The organism is Bradyrhizobium yuanmingense (genome assembly GCF_025200905.1).
Taxonomy (GTDB): domain Bacteria; phylum Pseudomonadota; class Alphaproteobacteria; order Rhizobiales; family Xanthobacteraceae; genus Bradyrhizobium; species Bradyrhizobium yuanmingense.
The window spans coordinates 3,404,893-3,420,746 of record NZ_CP104173.1 but is presented as its reverse complement, the minus strand read 5'-3'; the positions used below and the strand labels follow the sequence as shown (position 1 = coordinate 3,420,746).

Annotated in this window: 17 protein-coding genes; 5 read left to right on the top strand and 12 right to left on the bottom strand. The window is 65.5% G+C overall.

Annotation, left to right across the window (positions count from 1 at the left end; genetic code table 11):
• Positions 1-17: 17 nt before the first annotated feature.
• Positions 18-1,004 carry a DUF808 domain-containing protein gene (locus tag N2605_RS15985; protein ID WP_036033438.1) on the top strand — a complete coding sequence of 329 codons (987 nt, stop codon included), beginning with the start codon at positions 18-20 and terminating at the stop codon, positions 1,002-1,004.
• 29 nt (positions 1,005-1,033) lie between these two features.
• Here N2605_RS15985 and N2605_RS15980 read toward each other — a convergent pair whose 3' ends face one another.
• Together N2605_RS15980 and N2605_RS15975 are read right to left on the bottom strand one after the other, a co-directional pair.
• Positions 1,034-1,537: a cupin domain-containing protein gene (locus tag N2605_RS15980; protein WP_260347226.1), complete on the bottom strand. Its 504-nt coding sequence runs from the start codon at positions 1,535-1,537 to the stop codon at positions 1,034-1,036.
• Between the two features lie 21 nt (positions 1,538-1,558).
• A complete protein-coding gene (locus N2605_RS15975; protein WP_260347225.1) occupies positions 1,559-2,038 on the bottom strand; it encodes a carboxymuconolactone decarboxylase family protein in 480 nt (159 codons plus the stop codon).
• Positions 2,039-2,092: 54 nt separating this feature from the next.
• Between N2605_RS15975 and N2605_RS15970 the strand changes: the two genes are divergently transcribed.
• Complete coding sequence (locus tag N2605_RS15970; protein ID WP_036022956.1) at positions 2,093-2,611, top strand: MarR family winged helix-turn-helix transcriptional regulator; 519 nt, start codon at positions 2,093-2,095, stop codon at positions 2,609-2,611.
• Positions 2,612-2,646: 35 nt separating this feature from the next.
• On the opposite strand, the gene N2605_RS15965 is transcribed toward N2605_RS15970, so the two are convergent.
• Positions 2,647-2,898, bottom strand: coding sequence for a hypothetical protein (locus tag N2605_RS15965; RefSeq protein WP_035999836.1), 252 nt, complete (start codon positions 2,896-2,898; stop codon positions 2,647-2,649).
• Between the two features lie 194 nt (positions 2,899-3,092).
• On the opposite strand from N2605_RS15965, the gene N2605_RS15960 reads away from it, so the two are divergent.
• Complete coding sequence (locus N2605_RS15960; RefSeq protein ID WP_035999838.1) at positions 3,093-4,322, top strand: lytic murein transglycosylase; 1,230 nt, start codon at positions 3,093-3,095, stop codon at positions 4,320-4,322.
• Between the two features lie 50 nt (positions 4,323-4,372).
• On the opposite strand, the gene N2605_RS15955 is transcribed toward N2605_RS15960, so the two are convergent.
• Positions 4,373-5,062, bottom strand: a complete 690-nt coding sequence (locus N2605_RS15955; protein ID WP_260347224.1) for an FMN-dependent NADH-azoreductase — start codon at positions 5,060-5,062, stop codon at positions 4,373-4,375.
• 108 nt (positions 5,063-5,170) lie between these two features.
• On the opposite strand from N2605_RS15955, the gene N2605_RS15950 reads away from it, so the two are divergent.
• Positions 5,171-6,055 carry a LysR substrate-binding domain-containing protein gene (locus N2605_RS15950; RefSeq protein WP_225113569.1) on the top strand — a complete coding sequence of 295 codons (885 nt, stop codon included), beginning with the start codon at positions 5,171-5,173 and terminating at the stop codon, positions 6,053-6,055.
• A gap of 39 nt (positions 6,056-6,094) precedes the next feature.
• Here N2605_RS15950 and N2605_RS15945 read toward each other — a convergent pair whose 3' ends face one another.
• The 3 genes from N2605_RS15945 to recJ all read right to left on the bottom strand — a co-directional run bounded on the left by N2605_RS15945 (position 6,095) and on the right by recJ (position 9,723).
• Positions 6,095-6,892 carry an aldolase gene (locus N2605_RS15945; protein WP_225113568.1) on the bottom strand — a complete coding sequence of 266 codons (798 nt, stop codon included), beginning with the start codon at positions 6,890-6,892 and terminating at the stop codon, positions 6,095-6,097.
• 97 nt (positions 6,893-6,989) lie between these two features.
• Positions 6,990-7,799: an SDR family NAD(P)-dependent oxidoreductase gene (locus N2605_RS15940; RefSeq protein WP_036033467.1), complete on the bottom strand. Its 810-nt coding sequence runs from the start codon at positions 7,797-7,799 to the stop codon at positions 6,990-6,992.
• Positions 7,800-7,881: 82 nt separating this feature from the next.
• On the bottom strand, positions 7,882-9,723 hold the full coding sequence (gene recJ, locus N2605_RS15935; RefSeq protein ID WP_260347223.1) for a single-stranded-DNA-specific exonuclease RecJ: 1,842 nt from the start codon (positions 9,721-9,723) through the stop codon (positions 7,882-7,884).
• A gap of 286 nt (positions 9,724-10,009) precedes the next feature.
• On the opposite strand from recJ, the gene N2605_RS15930 reads away from it, so the two are divergent.
• Positions 10,010-11,086, top strand: a complete 1,077-nt coding sequence (locus tag N2605_RS15930) for a methyl-accepting chemotaxis protein (RefSeq protein WP_225113566.1) — start codon at positions 10,010-10,012, stop codon at positions 11,084-11,086.
• A gap of 188 nt (positions 11,087-11,274) precedes the next feature.
• On the opposite strand, the gene N2605_RS15925 is transcribed toward N2605_RS15930, so the two are convergent.
• The 5 genes from N2605_RS15925 to N2605_RS15905 all read right to left on the bottom strand — a co-directional run bounded on the left by N2605_RS15925 (position 11,275) and on the right by N2605_RS15905 (position 15,854).
• Positions 11,275-12,336 (bottom strand): glycosyltransferase family 4 protein, encoded by a 1,062-nt coding sequence (locus tag N2605_RS15925; RefSeq protein WP_225136037.1) that lies wholly within the window; start codon positions 12,334-12,336, stop codon positions 11,275-11,277.
• 131 nt (positions 12,337-12,467) lie between these two features.
• Positions 12,468-12,683: a hypothetical protein gene (locus N2605_RS15920; RefSeq protein WP_074447910.1), complete on the bottom strand. Its 216-nt coding sequence runs from the start codon at positions 12,681-12,683 to the stop codon at positions 12,468-12,470.
• A 136-nt stretch (positions 12,684-12,819) separates the two neighbouring features.
• Entirely contained in the window at positions 12,820-13,824 is a 1,005-nt protein-coding gene (locus tag N2605_RS15915) for a 4-hydroxythreonine-4-phosphate dehydrogenase PdxA (RefSeq protein ID WP_225186002.1), read from the bottom strand.
• Complete coding sequence (locus tag N2605_RS15910) at positions 13,821-15,359, bottom strand: tripartite tricarboxylate transporter permease (protein ID WP_057029102.1); 1,539 nt, start codon at positions 15,357-15,359, stop codon at positions 13,821-13,823. Before N2605_RS15910 ends, N2605_RS15915 begins: the two co-directional genes overlap by 4 nt.
• 12 nt (positions 15,360-15,371) lie before the next feature.
• A complete protein-coding gene (locus N2605_RS15905) occupies positions 15,372-15,854 on the bottom strand; it encodes a tripartite tricarboxylate transporter TctB family protein (protein ID WP_225125514.1) in 483 nt (160 codons plus the stop codon).

Here is a 15,854-nt window from a genome sequence, read left to right as displayed (position 1 = left end):
CGAAGAAGGATGAGTTGATGAGTGTCGGACTGATCGGTCTTCTCGACGATATCGCGGGGATCGCAAAGGTGGCTGCAGCCTCGCTCGACGATGTCGCTAGCCAGGCAGCCAAGGCAGGCACAAAGGCGGCTGGCGTGGTCATCGACGATGCGGCGGTCACGCCGAACTACGTCATCGGTTTCGCTTCGAAACGCGAGCTGCCGATCGTCGGCAAGATCGCGGTCGGATCGCTACGCAACAAACTGCTGATCTTGCTGCCGATTGCCCTGCTGCTCGGCTATTTCCTTCCCGCTGCGGTCACGCCGCTGCTGATGCTTGGCGGCGCCTTTCTCTGCTATGAGGGCGCCGAAAAGGTGCTCGAAGCCGTGATGCCGCATCATGCGCACGAGCACGAAGCTCAGCTCGAGCCGATTGCGTTGAATGCCCAGTCGGTCGAGGACGAGAAGGTCGCTGGCGCCATCAAGACGGATTTCATCCTGTCGGCGGAGATCATGGCGATCACGCTGGCGGCCCTCCCGGCGGGCAGCATCTGGACGCAGGCGCTGGTGCTGGCGCTGGTCGGCCTCTTCATCACCGTTGGTGTCTATGGCGTGGTGGCCCTGATCGTGAAAGCGGACGATGCCGGCATCGCCCTCGCGCGGTTCGACGGCGCCTCGCTCGCCGGCGGCGCGATCCGATTGCTTGGGCGCGCGCTCGTCCGCGGCATGCCCGTTTTCCTGGCGGTGCTGAGCACGATCGGCACCGCCGCCATGATCTGGGTCGGCGGTGGCATCATCCTGCACGGCATCGAGAAATACGGCCCACCCGCGATCGGCCACACGGTCCATGCCATAACCGAGGCTGCCGCACATCTCCTTCCATCCGTTGCCGGCATCGTCGAATGGTCGGTCGAGGCAGCCATCTCGGGTGCGCTTGGACTGCTCGTCGGCGCAGTCGCCATTCCGGTCGTCCAATACGGACTCGCGCCGGCCTGGAAGCGGTTGAGGCGATCGCGATCGGCCTGAGCGCAGCCATTGCGGATGACGCGCGCAGCCTATTCCAGGAACGTCGTCAGTTGCGCGCCCTCATCCGCCACGAACACCGCGATCAGTTCCGCCGGCTCGGTCATGCTGGCATTGGCCGAGACCAGATGCGTCGAGCCCGGCGGTTCGAAGAAGGACTGGCCGACGCCGAACGTCTCGACCGGGCCGCCGCCGAGCTGCGAGCGGATCTCGCCCTTGGTGATGTAGGCGGTGACGGAGCCGGAGTGACGATGCGGCCGCGAAAACCCGCCTGGACCATAGGACACGCGCACGATGGTAACGCGTTTGCCGGGCACGTTCGGAAGCGCGTAGGAGCCGTTCGGCTCAACCTTGTCGAGCGGCGAGCCTTCCGCCGCCGTCGCGCAGAGCGGCGCGAGGGCACTGGACACGCTGTCGATCGTCACCGGCAGAGCTTTTCCGATTGCCAGTGCACAGACTAATCCTGCGATGACGGCGAACGCTGTCGAACGTGACGGCAACGGGTACTGCACGGCTGAAAGGCTCATGACTGTCATCGTGATCCTCCCCTCTCTCCGTCAGGACGAAGCTGCGACGGCGGCCGCCGGCCGCTTTGCAGGCGTCCAGCGAAACGCCGCGCCAAACCGGTTCCAGACGTTGATCGAGGCGACCGCCGAGGTCAGGTACGTCAGTTCAGTCTCGGAGAATTCGCCGGACGCTTCCGCGTAGACCTCCTCGCTGACGCCGTCCGGCAGACAGGTCAGCGCCTCGGCCCAGGCGAGCGCAGCCCGCTCGCGCGGCGAAAAGATCGGCGCCTCGCGCCATACCGCGACCAGATGGAGCTTGTCGGCGGGAACGCCGATCCGTTCCGACAGCAGGACGTGGTGCTGCACGCAGAACGCGCAGCCGTTGATCTGCGAGGCGCGCAGCTTGACCAGCTCGAGCAGCTGCTTGTCGAGGCCGGCCTTGGCCGCAAGCTGGCCCAGCGCCAGCACCAGATCAAACGCATCGGGCGCGATCCGCTTGAAATCTTCGTATTCGCTGCGGGCGTGTGCCATTGCCATTCACCTCGGCATATTATAAGAGCACGGACATATTATAAGAGCTCTTATATGTCGCGCAAGACGAATGTCACGAAATCGCAATCGGGACCCAAGGCCGTTGCAGCCGGTGCGGTGCACGTTCCAGCACCGGGCGAAGGCAAGCGCGGCGAGCAAGGCTATCTCGGTTACCTGCTGCGCCAAGCCCACGCCGCCGTTCGGCTGACGATGGAACGCACGCTCGCCGATCTCGGCGTGACCTCGCCGCAATTCGCGGTGCTGACGATGCTGAACGCCTATCCGGGCCTGTCGGGAGCCGATGTCGCCCGTCTCACCTTCCTGACGCCCCAGACCGTCGGCGTCATCATCCGCAATCTCGAACGCGACGGCGCGATTGCGATGACGCCTCATCCCGTTCACGGCCGCATCCAGCAATGGACGCTGACGCCGCGCGGCGCGACGCTTCTGAAGGCGTGCCGGCAGCGTGTGCTCGAATTGGAGAAGCGCCTCGCTCGCAATTTGGATTCAAAGGCGGAAACCACGATCCGGCGTTGGCTTTCCGGAATCGCGGCTGAGCTTAAGGAGGACTAGGCGGCCGGCATTCGCGGCTGTCGTGGCCGCTGGTGCTACCCGCCTTTCAAGGCGTTCTTGACTGCGCCGTCCGGCCAGCTCTCGTCGGCCGCGATCACCCGCACGCGGGTCTGGTCGGCGGGATTGACCAGCACGTGCGAATTCACCCGCTCACCGCTCGGCTCCAGACGCAGATCGGTTTCGGGCTTCCAGCTCAGCGTCGTCGCGAGGTCGCCGGGAAAGATCTTCCATTGCGATCCGTCGTCGAGTTCGACGATATGGCTTTCGGCATGTGTGCGTATCTTCATTCCACCCCGATGCTTCGATGAACAGGAAAGACGGCCCGACCACGGCCGGCTCTTCTCCTCGTCCTGGCGTGGAGGGAATGCGGGAGTGCGGCACTTGTTCCGGTGGGAACGACCGACGGGGTCGGGCCGAGTTGACGCACGCGGCCGTTTCGGAACCGACTCACGCGTGCCATGTTTCCGGCTAGAATGTGCCCATGAAGCACACTGATTCCTCGCCCCGTCACACACGCCGCGCCCTGCTCCAGTCGACGCTCGGTGCAGCCGCTTTGCTCGCGCTTCCCACCCGCGCTCTCGCCGCGCCTCCCGGCTTCGACGAATGGCGCGAGAGCTTTCGTGCGCGCGCGATGGCAAAAGGTATTTCCGCCGCGACATGGCAGCGCGCGATGGGACGGGTCGAACCGGACATGAGCGTGTTCGCGCAGATGCGCAACCAGCCCGAATTCCGCGAGCAGGTCTGGCAGTACATCAACCGCCGCGTCTCGGACTGGCGCATCATTAACGGCAAGATCGCGCTGAAGAACAACGAGGCGCTGTTCGCCCGCATCGAGCGCGATTTCGGGGTCGAGCGCGGCACGCTGCTGGCGCTTTGGGGCGTCGAGTCCGCCTATGGCGATCCGCTGGTGCAGCAGAACCACATGAGGCCGGTGTTTCCCTCGCTCGCCGCGCTCGCCTGGAACGAGCCGCGCCGCAAGGCCTATTGGGAGACCGAGCTGATCAATGCACTGCGCATCGTCGACAAGGGCTGGTCCACGCCTGAGGACATGCGGGGATCATGGGCCGGCGCGATGGGCCATTCGCAATGGATGCCGGAGGTCTGGCTCAATGTCGGCATCGACTATGACGGCAACGGCAAGGTCTCGCCATTCGGCAAGCCCGACGACGCGCTGGGCTCGACGGCAAAGTATCTCGTCAATCGTGGCAAGTGGCATCGCGGCGAGCACTGGGGCTACGAGGTGCGCGCGCCCGCCAACATGAGCGGCAGCCGGACCTATGCGGCCTGGCAGGCGGCCGGCGTGACGCGTGCCGACGGCCAACCATTTCCGCAGCCCAACGCATCCGCGCAGATGTGGACGCCGGTTGCGGGCGGGCCGACCTTCCTGCTCGGGCCGAATTTCTACTCGGTGAAGAGCTACAACCCTTCCATGAACTACGCGCTGGCGATCTGCCATCTCGGGGATCGCTGCCTGGGAGCTCCGCCCTTCATCCAGCCCTTCCCGGGCTCCGAGCGTGCGTTGACGCTCGCCGAAGTGCAGGAGATGCAGACGCGCCTGACCAAGGCCGGCTTCGACACGGGCGGCACCGACGGCCGGGTCGGCAACGACACCATGAAGGCAGTCAAGGAGTTTCAGCAGAAAGTCGGGATCGCGCCAGCCGATGGCTACGGCGGGCTGAAGGTGCTGGCCAAGCTGCGGCAAACCAACTAGCACGGCCGGAAGCGCCGGCGCTGGCGCCTCGCCGCAGCTGCAGCCGACCCTTAAGCCGCGTTTCGCTGTTCTGTCAGCTTCAGCAGCTCGTCGACGAGGTCATCCACGGTACGCTCGGCCGCGGCAATCGACGCCTGCAACCGTTCGTCGGCGAATTCGTCGTACTCGACTGCGATGCTGTGGAAGGCCGTGATCCCGATGAAAGCAAACACGTCCCGGACGGCTCCTTCGACATGATTGACGGCGGCCATACGCCCGCCCGGATCGTACCCGTAGTCTCCGCGCGAACCGAGCAGGACAAGACGCTTGTCCATGCCCTCAAGCAGCGCCGAATATGGATTGTCCGGGCGTGATCGGTCGAAGCCAAACGTGCGTCCGACCCGAACGATGTTGTCTATGTATGCCTTGAACTGCGCTGGCACACCGAAGTTGTACATTGGCACGCCCGCGACGATCAGATCAGCTGAGATCAACTCGTCGACCAGCGCATCGCTTTCCGCCAAAGCCTCTCTCATCCATGGCTCGCGCCGATCGGGCTTCGCGAAGGCCGCCTTGACCCAGTCGTCCGTCACCGGACTCGGTGCGAAGCGACCGAGGTCGCGGCAGACGACGCGATCCCCCGGCCGCGACTGTAGCCATCGTTGGACGAAACGCTGAGTCAGACGCCTGGTGTGCGAACCGCGCGGATTTGCATCTGAAGGCTCTAACCGCGCGCTTGAATCGATTTGTAGCAGTTGCATTGCAGAACTCCTCTCATCTGTTTGCCCAATAGATCGGTTCAGGCCCCGTCGTTGACAAACGAAAGTTGCTCAGCTTATGGATGAACTGCATTCATCCTTGAGTTCGCGATGAGAAGGCTTCCTCCGCTGGCGGGATTGCGTGCATTTGAAGCGGCGGCACGTCACCTCAGCTTCAAGCGCGCCGCCGATGAGCTTCACGTCACGCCGACCGCGATCAGCCATCAGGTGCGACAGCTGGAGCAGACGGTCGGGGTCAGGCTGTTCGAGCGCCGGACGCGGCAGGTTCTGCTCACCGCGGAAGGTCAGGTCCTGCTTCCGGTCCTGCGCGACGGCTTTGATGCGTTTGCGCGTGTTCTGGAGGGATTGAGCCGGAAGCGACGCCGGGCGGTGGTCACACTTTCGGCGACGCCGGCTTTCACAGCCAAATGGCTGGTGCCGCGTCTTGCTGGGCTCCGAAAGAGCAGAGGCGACATTGATCTCACATTGCTTGCGAGCTTGGAGGTGGCCGATCTCAATTCGACCGCGGATCTCGCACTTCGCTACGGTTCCGGTCCTTATCCCGATCTGATTGCCGAGCCGCTCACGGTCGATCGTTTCGCACCGGTGGTCAGTCCGCGCTTGGGCATCCGAAGACCGAGCGACCTGCGCTCAGCAACGCTGCTACATTTCGACTGGCACCGTCGTGATGCCCGAAATCCGACCTGGCGGCGCTGGTTCAAGACGGCCGGCATGGACGACGTTGATGCGCGCGCCGGCGTGCGTTTCAGCGATGAAACCCATGCCATCCAGGCAACCGTCGCCGGCGCTGGTGTCGCTTTGCACAGTCTTGTGCTCGTCGCCGACGAACTTTCGCAGGGAACGCTGGTCGCACCATTCGGGCCGGAGCTGGAAGGCTCTTCGCTGCACTTGGTCCGCAGCCGCAACCGGCCGCTCACCGAGCCGGTCGAGGCTGTACGGCACTGGCTGAAGTCAGAGTTCGACGCGGCCCGCTGATGCGCAGCGCAGCTCCCGCGCCGCGGCATGACATCGTGGTCAGTGCCGATATTGCGGCTCCTCCGCATCGAGCTGCCGCCGGATCGCGGCGAGATGCAGCCGGGCGGATTCGGAATCGCCCTCGCGCATCTGCCTGTAGGTCTCCGCCGCAACGGCGGGATCGACCGGCAGCACCTTCCGCCCCGTCGACATCGCCAGCACCTGCACCTCGGCGGCGCGCTCGAGATAATAGAGATCGTCCCAGGCTTCCGCGATGGTCGGCGCCAGCACCATCACGCCGTGATGCTTCATGAAGACGATGTCGGCAGCGCCGACGGCGGAGGCGATGCGGGCACCTTCGCGGCTGTCGAGCGCGAGGCCGTTGTAGTCGCGGTCGACCGCGGTGCGGCCGTAGAATTTCAGCGCGGTCTGGCCGGCCCAGATCAGGGGCTCGCCTTCGGTCATCGACAGCGCTGTCGCGTAGGGCATGTGGGTGTGGAAGGCGACCTTGGCGCGCGGCAGCAGCCTGTGCATCTCGGCATGGATGTAGAACGCGGTCGCCTCGGGCACGCCCTCGCCGTCGAGCACGTTGCCGTGGAAGTCGCAGATCAACAGCTTCGACGCGGTCAGCTCGCGGAAGGCGTAGCCGTAGGGATTGACGAGGAACAGATCGTCATGACCGGGCACCACGGCCGAGAAGTGGTTGCAGATGCCCTCCTCAAAGCCGTTGCGCGCGGCCATGCGGAAGCAGGCGGCGAGATCCTCGCGCGCGGTGCGGATCGCGTCGGTGGCGAGATCCGGCCGGTTGGAACGGAATGGCGCGGGCGCGGGTGAAGAAGCGTGAAGGCTGTGCGCCATGGCGAAGGACACCTCTTTCGGTCGGGAGCTGCCCAGTGTTGTACAGGGACTGCGCCTGCGCGTCAGCCCCTGCGGCCGCCACCCTGCCCTGCGCAGCTCAAGCGCGCCGCGGCACGCCGCCGGCATTCATGCCGCCGTCGATGACGAGCTCGCTGCCGGTGACGTAGCGCGAGGCATCGGAAGCCAAGTATAGCACGCCCGAGGCGATCTCCGCCGCCTGGCCCGCACGACCAAGCGGCGTCACCACCTTGGCGCGCTCCTCCGGATCGATCGGGGCATTCTGGCCGGCGCCGGCCGCCCCCGTCGGGATCTTGCCCCAGATCGGGGTGTCGATGATGCCGGGGTGAACCGAGTTGACCCGGATGCCGTCGCCCGCCGCCGCGCACTCCATCGCAATGGATTTGGCGAACAGCCGCACGCCGCCCTTGGTCGCCGAATAGGCCGACAATCCGGGCGAGCCGCGCAGTCCCGCCAGCGAGGACATCATGACGATCGAGCCGCCCCCGATCTTGCGCATCAAAGGCAGGCAATGCTTGACCGAGAGGAACACGCCATCGAGGTTGATCGCGTTCTGCTTGCGCCAGTCGGCGAGGGTCATGTCGACGATCGAAGGCACGGAGATGCCGATCCCGGCATTTGAGACGAGCACGTCGAGCCGGCCATATCGCTTTGCGATCTCGGCGACGATCTCGATCCAGCGCTCTTCGCTCGTGACATCCTGCTCCAGGAAGATCGCCTTGCCGCCCACGTTTGTTACGCGCCTGGCGAGCTCCGGGCCGCGCAGCTCGTCGATATCGGTGATGACGACAGTCGCGCCCTCGCGCGCGAACAGCTCGACGATGGCCTCGCCTATGCCGGAGGCGCCACCCGTCACCAGCGCGACCTTGCCCTCAACCTGCCCTGCCATGCTCACTCCCTTTTTTTGTTGTTTGGAACCGTTGTCTTTGATCGTTGTCGGAAAACCGCTTCGCACTTTTCCGGATCATGCGTCATCTAATCACGGATGGCCCCTGGTCCGGTAGCGCGACGTCGACGACACGGAATTGCACGCGCTCGGCGCCCTGGTAGCGATCGACCGAGAGCGAGCCCGCGACATGCATCTGCTGGCTGCGATTGGCGAGCAGCGCATTGCCGAGCTTCTGGCCGATCGAACGGAACGCGATGCCGTTGACGATGGAGCCGTCGCCCGCCTTGAAACGCAGGCGCAGATGTGCCTGGCCGACCTCGTCGGCAAACACGAGCTGGTGCGCCGGCAGCGCCAGCACCGGCTCGGGATTGCCGCTGCCGAAGGGACCTGCGCGGTTGAGCGTCGTCGCCAGCTCCGGCGTCACCGCACGGGCGGTGACTGCGCCGTCGATATAGAGCTCGTTGACGTGGCGCGCCTCGGCGACGTCGCGCGCCAGCGCGGTCTCGAGATAGGCGCGGAATTCGGCGAGCTTCTCCTTGCGCAGCGTCACGCCCGCGGCCATCGCGTGGCCGCCGCCCTTGAGCAGGATGCCGTCGGCGACCGCCTGCCGCACCGCCTTGCCGAGATCGACGCCGGCGATCGAGCGGCCCGAGCCGGTGCCGATCCCCCCCGGCTCCAGCGCAATGGCAAAGGCCGGCCGCGAGAACTTCTCCTTCAGGCGGGAGGCAACGAGGCCGACCACGCCGGGATGCCAGCCTTCCGAGGCCGTGACGATGACGGCGAGCTTGTCCTCCAGCCCGATCGAGGCCAGCGCCTCGGCTTCGGCCTGGGCTTCCGCCGCCTGCTCGATGACGCGACGTTCGCTGTTGAGACGGTCGAGCTCGGCCGCGATCCGCGCTGCCTCGACGCTGTCGCCTTCGAGCAGCAGCCGCACGCCGAGATCGGCGCGGCCGATACGACCGCCGGCATTGACGCGCGGGCCCAGCATGAAGCCGAGATGCCAGGCCTCCGGAGGGCCGTTGAGCCGCGCCACGTCCATCAGCGCGGTGTGGCCGACATGGTCGCGCCGACGCATCGCGATCAGCCCCTTGGCGACGAAGGCGCGGTTGAGACCGATCAGCGGCGCGACGTCGGCGACAGTGCCGAGCGCGACGTGATGCAGCATGCCCAGGAGATCGGGCTCGGGCATCTCGCTGGTCCAGAAGCCGCGCTGGCGCAGCTCGCGATTGACCGCCACCAGCGTCACCAGCACGAGGCCGACGGCGGCGAGATGACCGAGGCCGGAGAGATCGTCGAGCCGGTTCGGATTGACCAGCGCATCCACCACCGGCAGCTCCGTGCCAGCCTGGTGATGGTCGATCACGACCACGGACATGCCGAGGCGCTTGGCCTCGGCGAGCGGCTCTATGCTGGTGGTGCCGCAATCGACTGTGATCAGCAGCGTGGCGCCCTTGGCCGCGAGCGCGCGCACCGCTTCCGTGTTGGGGCCATAGCCCTCGAAAATCCGGTCGGGAATATGGATCAGCGGATCGAGCCCGCAATGGCGCAGATGCCAGGCCAGCAGCGCCGCCGAGGTCGCGCCGTCGACGTCGTAGTCGCCGAAGATCGCAACCTTCTCGCCCTTGGTCGCGGCATCCGCAATGCGTTTGGCAGCGGCCTCCATCTCCGTCACCGTGAACGGGTCCGGCAGCAGCTTTCGGATGGTCGGATCGAGAAAGTCGGACACCGCGTCGATGTCGACACCGCGGCCCGCCAGTACCCGCGCCAGCAGTTCCGGCAATTGGTGCCGCTGCACGATGGTGAGCGCCTGGGCTGCCCCGCGGGCATCAAGCCGGTCGCGCCACAGCTTGTCGGTGAGCGAGCGCGCCACGCCCAGGAAGGCCTGGGGCGCTTCGATAGGCAAGGCGGTGGCTGGCGGCGTCATGACAGAGGCAGATGTTGGGGAACTCGAAGGGCCAGGCGGTCACGCGAACGCAGAGTCACTGGCTTCAGGGGATTGGTCGGCATCCGGGACGGATTTGCAACGGTCCGGCCGCACAAAGCGGTGGATGGCCGCCCCGACGGGCGCACTGACTATCATTTAGGCATCCCGTCAAACAGCAAATTAAGCAGGCGTTAGGCGGAATCCTCGAAAAAGAATCGTATTCGATCTGTAAGTCGTTGTTCCGGGTTCATTGCAGATCAGACCTCATTGCCAAGGGAAGTCCCCGATGTCTGCTGCGCTGGGTCTGAAAGCCAAGCCGATCGCCACCGAGCCCGCGGACGATGATTCCGACATCTCCGCGCTGATCAACCGTCTCACCGCCGAGGTCAACCAGATCGCGGTCGACAAGACCAAGTCGATCCAGCAGATCACCAACCAGATGAAGATGCTGGCGCTCAACGCGCTGATCGAGAGCTCGCGCGCCGGCGCGCAAGGCGCGGGCTTTGCGGTGGTGGCGCAGGAGGTGCGCGGCGTCGGCCAGCAGGTCGAGACCATCGCCCGCGAGCTCGAGACCCAATTGACCAAACGCACCGGCGATCTCGTCGCCTCGATCGACCGCATGAGCCAGCGCTCCCGCGGCGAGCGCATGGTCGACCTGTCGCTCAACGCGATCGAGCTGATCGACCGCAATCTCTACGAACGCACCTGCGATGTGCGCTGGTGGGCGACCGATTCCGCCGTGGTCGATTGCGCGGCCTCGCCCAGTGCTGCGGCCGTCTCCCATGCGTCGCAGCGCCTCGGCGTGATCCTCGGGGCCTACACCGTCTATCTCGATCTCTGGCTCTGCGACCTCGACGGCAACGTCATCGCCAACGGCCGCGCCGACCGCTTCCGCGTCGTCGGCCAGAACGTCGCCCACACCAGATGGTTTCGCGATGCGAAAGGCCTTCGCTCCGGCGACGATTATGTCGCCGGCGACGTCGAGAACCAGCCGCTGCTCGGCAATGCGCAGGTCGCGACCTATTGCGCCAGCGTCCGCGCCGGCGGCCAGGCTCATGGCGCACCGATCGGGGTGCTCGCCATCCATTTCGACTGGGAGCCGCAGGCCCGCGCCATCGTGCAGGGCGTGCGCGTCGGCGACAGCGACAAGGCGCGCGTGCTGCTGGTCGATTCCAATTTTCGCGTGATCGCGGCCTCCGACGGCCAGGGCATCCTCAGCGAACGCATCTCGCTGTCGCTGAACGGCCAGCGCTCCGGCTTCTATCAGGAACGCACGGGCACACTGGTCGCGTTCCATGCCACCCCAGGCTACGAGACCTATCGCGGGCTCGGCTGGTACGGCGTGATCGTCTGCGGCGCGTGAGGCGAGCGGGCCCGCCTCGATCAAAACTCGCGAAAACAACCCCATGCACAGTAGCCAAGGGGTTGTCTTACCTCGCTGTTTTTGCACGCGCGAAGATTCTTTGACACGTCGGGCAAAACAGAAGGAATCCGGCTCGGCGACACCTCATTGGGCGCGGCGATCTAGCACAGCGACATCGCCGCCTCCCTTCACCTTTCCGACATTTGCGTGTTGACCTTCCGAGCTGCCGCGGCAGCCAGCTTGCGGTACTGATCTTCGTACTGGCGCGCCATTCGGTATGCGGTGAAGCGTTCCTCGAAGCGGGCGCGCACTCTCCTTCGATCCAGCTTGCCCAATTCGCCGACCGCCTTGACCGCCTGCTCCTCGTTCTCGACGATGAAACCGGTTAGGCCGTGCTCGATGACCTCAGGGACAGAGCCGGAGCGATAGGCGATCACGGGCGTTCCGCACGCCATCGCCTCGATCATGACCAGCCCGAAAGGCTCCGGCCAAGCGATCGGAAATAGCAGAGCGGCTGCTCCGCCAAGGAATGATTGCTTCTTCACGTCGTCGACTTCGCCGATAAGCTGGATCATCTCGCCGTCGATCCGGGGCGCAAGGTGTTTCCTGAAGTAGGCAGTCTCGGCGCGTGGAATCTTCGCGGCGATGCGAAGAGGCATCCGGGCTGCGTGCGCGATGCGGATGGCGTCCTCCGGACCCTTATCCTCCGTGAGACGGCCAAGAAACGCCAGATAGGATCCCTCCTCATAGGATGGGTCCAACAGCTCCGACGGCAGCCCGTGCTGGATCGTCCCAATCCATTTCGCATCCGGAAGCGGCAGGCGCTGGTGATCCGAGATCGACACGAAGCATGCTTCTGGGAACTGCCGAACCACGTCAGGCAAGCCAGGCAAGTCAAGGCGGCCGTGCATGGTCGTCAGGAACGGTACGCCAACGCGACTGAGCAACGGCAGCGGAAGCCAGTCGAGATGGGCGTGGATCACGTCGAAGTCGTTGGCTCGTCTCGCGATCGCTTCCAGCAGCATCGCGCAGGCTGCGTTCGGATCGGCGCCCTTCCGGCCGAGACGCAGCGCGCGTGGCCATACCGGGTGGAGTTTGCCTCTCGTTCGGGAGTCACCGCTGGCAAACAGCGTGACGTCGTGACCGAGCTCGACAAGCTCATCCACAAGCCAGGCTACCACCCGCTCGGTGCCGCCGTAGAGCTTCGGAGGGACGCTTTCGGCAAGCGGAGCCAGCTGGGCGATACGCATTGGAGCTCGCTATATCGCTGAACGCACGATCAGCACGATGGCCGCAGACAGAAGGTTCGAAATCGCGAGCAAGGTCCAATCCGGCCTTGCGCTCGCGCTAGCCAGCCGACAGATACCGCCCTCGATGAGCCTCAACATTCGTCATCGGAAAGCCGCTCGAGATAGGCAAGCCCGAATGCTGCGAGTTCCTGGGCATCACCGTTACTCTCGCGCGCTTCCCGCCTCCCTTGCAGATGACGCTCGAGCAGGCAACGACGGCCATCCGCTGCATCGACGCTGCGATGCCGGGCAAGGTACACGCACCAAGCGGTGTCCACCGCTGTTCGTAGCGGGCTGTCGTCGACCATGTTCCAGCTCCGACGTGGAAGATGTTCATGGGGCGCCAACTCCTCGCGACGGCGGAAGTTTCCAGTTTTTCCCTAAAGTCTAAGTCTGCGCGCAAGGCGAGCGCAATCAGCGGTCGCTCCCTTCGCGCGTGCAAGTTCAGCCGAGACGACGCGCCGCCATCTCCGCGGCGAGCAGCAACGCCGCGCGGCTGGCGCCAATCGATGCGATACCTTGACCCGCGATGTCGTAGGCGGTGCCGTGCGCGGGCGTGCAGATCGGGAACGGGAAGCCGCCGAGCAAGGTCACGCCGCGAGCGAAACCCATCAGCTTCATCGCGATCTGGCCCTGGTCGTGATACATCGTCAGCACGGCATCGAAGGCGCCGGCCTTGGCGCGCAGGAACACGGTGTCGGCCGGAAACGGTCCCTCCGCGGCAATGCCCTCGCTCTGGCTTGCTGCGACCACCGGCGCAATCACGTCGATCTCCTCGCGGCCGAAATTGCCGCCGTCGCCGGCATGGGGGTTGAGGCCTGCGACCGCGATGCGTGGCCGCGCAAAGCCGGCGTTGCGCATGCAGGAATCGGTTAGTCTGAGCGCGCGATGGATGCGTTCGCCGGATAGCTTCGCAGCGACGTCCCTGAGCGGGATGTGCGAGGTGACCCGTGCGTTCCAGAGCCGGTCCAGCACGTTGAATTCGCTTGCCGGCGTCTTGAGACCGACGACCTCGGCGGAGAACGCGATCTCGTCGTCGTACTCGGCACGGGCAAGGCGCATCGCCTGCTTGTTAAAGGGGGTGAAGCAGACCGCGTCGACATGGCCGTCGCGGCCGCGCTCGAGCGCATGCCTGTAATTGGCCAGCGCAAATTTTCCGCCGGCAAGGGTCGCTTTCTTCGGCTCGACCTCTCTGGGGTCGAGGTGGCGGAGATCGACGAACAGCGCATCTTCCTGCGCTGCGCGAAGATCGGCGCCCTGCTCTAGCATCTTCAGCTCCGGCTTGACGCCGGCAATGCGCGCGCCCTCGTCGAAAATGCGGCGGTCGCCGATGACGACGAGCCGGCAGCGCGCGCGGATGTCGTCCTGCGCCACGAGCTTGGCCGTCAGCTCCGGGCTGATGCCGGCTGGATCTCCCATGGCCAGCGCAATCAGCGGCTTTGCGGTCATATGATCGCCCTTTCCTGGACTGGCGCATCGGTCGCGGGCGACGCAGGTTTGCGCCAGAGCCGCGGCAGCTGCAACAGAAGCGGAAGCAGCAGCAGCGCGATGCCGCCCACGATCAAGCACGTCACCAGCTTGTTCGCAAAGAAAATGCCGAGAGATCCCTTGGAGATCAGCATCGACTGCCGGAAGGCGTCCTCGGCCTTGTCGCCGATGACGATCGCGAGCACGAGCGGCGCCAGCGGATAGAACAGCTTCTTGAAGAGATAGCCGACGACCCCGAAGCCGAGCATCATGACGACGTCGAGATAGGAGTTCGACACCGAATAGGCGCCGACGACGCAGATGATCACGATCAGCGGCGCGATCACCACGAAGGGAATCCGCATCAGGGCGGCGAACACCGGGACCGTCAGCAGCACCAGGGCGACGGCGACGATGTTGCCGACATACATCGAGGCGATCAGGCCCCAGACAAAATCCTTTTGGTCCACGAACAGCATGGGCCCGGGATTGAGGCCCCAGATCATCAACCCGCCCATCATCACGGCCGCGGTTGCCGAGCCCGGAATGCCGAGCGAGAGCATCGGCAGCAGCGCGCTGGTGCCGGCGGCATGATCGGCCGTCTCCGGCGAGACGATGCCTTCGACCTCGCCCGTGCCGAAATGTCGGCCGCGCCGTGAAAAGCGGCGCGCGATGCCGTAGCTCATGAAGGAGGCCGCGGTCGGGCCGCCCGGCGTGATGCCCATCCAGCAGCCGATCGCGGCGCTGCGCAGCAGGGCGACGCCGTGCCGCGGCAGGCGGCCGACGGCGCGAAACACCTCGCGCCAATCGATCTTGGACGAGACGGCGCGCGCGTGAAATTCCTCCTCGACGGCGACAAGCAGTTCGCCAATGCCGAACAGGCCCATCACCGCCACGACGAAGCTGACGCCCTTGACGAGTTCGTCCACGCCCATGGTGAGGCGCACGCTGCCGGAGACTGTGTCGATGCCGATGGCGGCGATGGCAAAGCCGAGCGCCAGCGCCACGACGGTCTTGATCGGCGCCGCACCGCCCATGCCGACGAAGCTGGCAAAGGCGAGAAAATAGACGGCAAAATACTCGGCCGGCCCGAACGCGAGCGCAGCCTGCGCCACCCAGGAGGCGAGGAAGGTGATCAGGATGACGCCGACCAGCGCGCCGAACGCCGCCGAACCGAAGGCGGTCGCGAGCGCGGTGGTCGGCCTGCCGTCGCGCGCCATCGGATAGCCGTCGAAGGTGGTCGCCACCGACGACGGCTCCCCCGGGATATTGAACAGGATGGAGGTCACCGATCCCCCGAATAGCGCGCCCCAATACATGCTGGAGAGCAGGATGATGGCCGAGACCGGCTGCATGCCGAAGGTGAGCGGCAGGAGCAGCGACACGCCGTTCGGCGCGCCCAGACCCGGCAGCACGCCGACGAGAATGCCGAGCAGCACGCCGACCACCATCAGGACCAGATGCGGCACCGTGACCGCGATGGTGAAGCCGTGCAGGAGCTCCTGGAGATTGTCCATCCCGCTGCTCCCTCAGAACCCGAGCGCGGAAGCCAGTGCGCCGCGCGGCAGACTGACCTGGAACATGCGCTCGAACACGAGGTAGAGCGCGAGCGCCGTAGCTCCTGCCATAGCCAGCGCGCGCGGCACGGATTGGTGTCGGGGAATCGCCAGCACCGCGAAGACATAGAGAGCGGAGGCGACGTACATCCCGGCGAGCGGGATCGCAGCGACGAAGATGGCAGCCGGCACGAACAGGCCGACGAGCCGGCGCAGCTCGATCGACGTGATCGCGATGGGAACGTTTGCGAGCGTCGCGGCCGGCACCACGCCTCGCACCAGATTGTAGAGGCTGCCGAGCACGACGATGATCCCGGTCAGGAACGGGAATGTGCCGGCGTCCACGCCTGCGCTGGACCAGCCGATGCCGTTGTCGAGGCTGGAGACGACGACGGCCACGCCGAAGCTGCCGGTGAGCACGGCGGTCGCAAGTTCAAGCGCGCGACGGGAGATCAT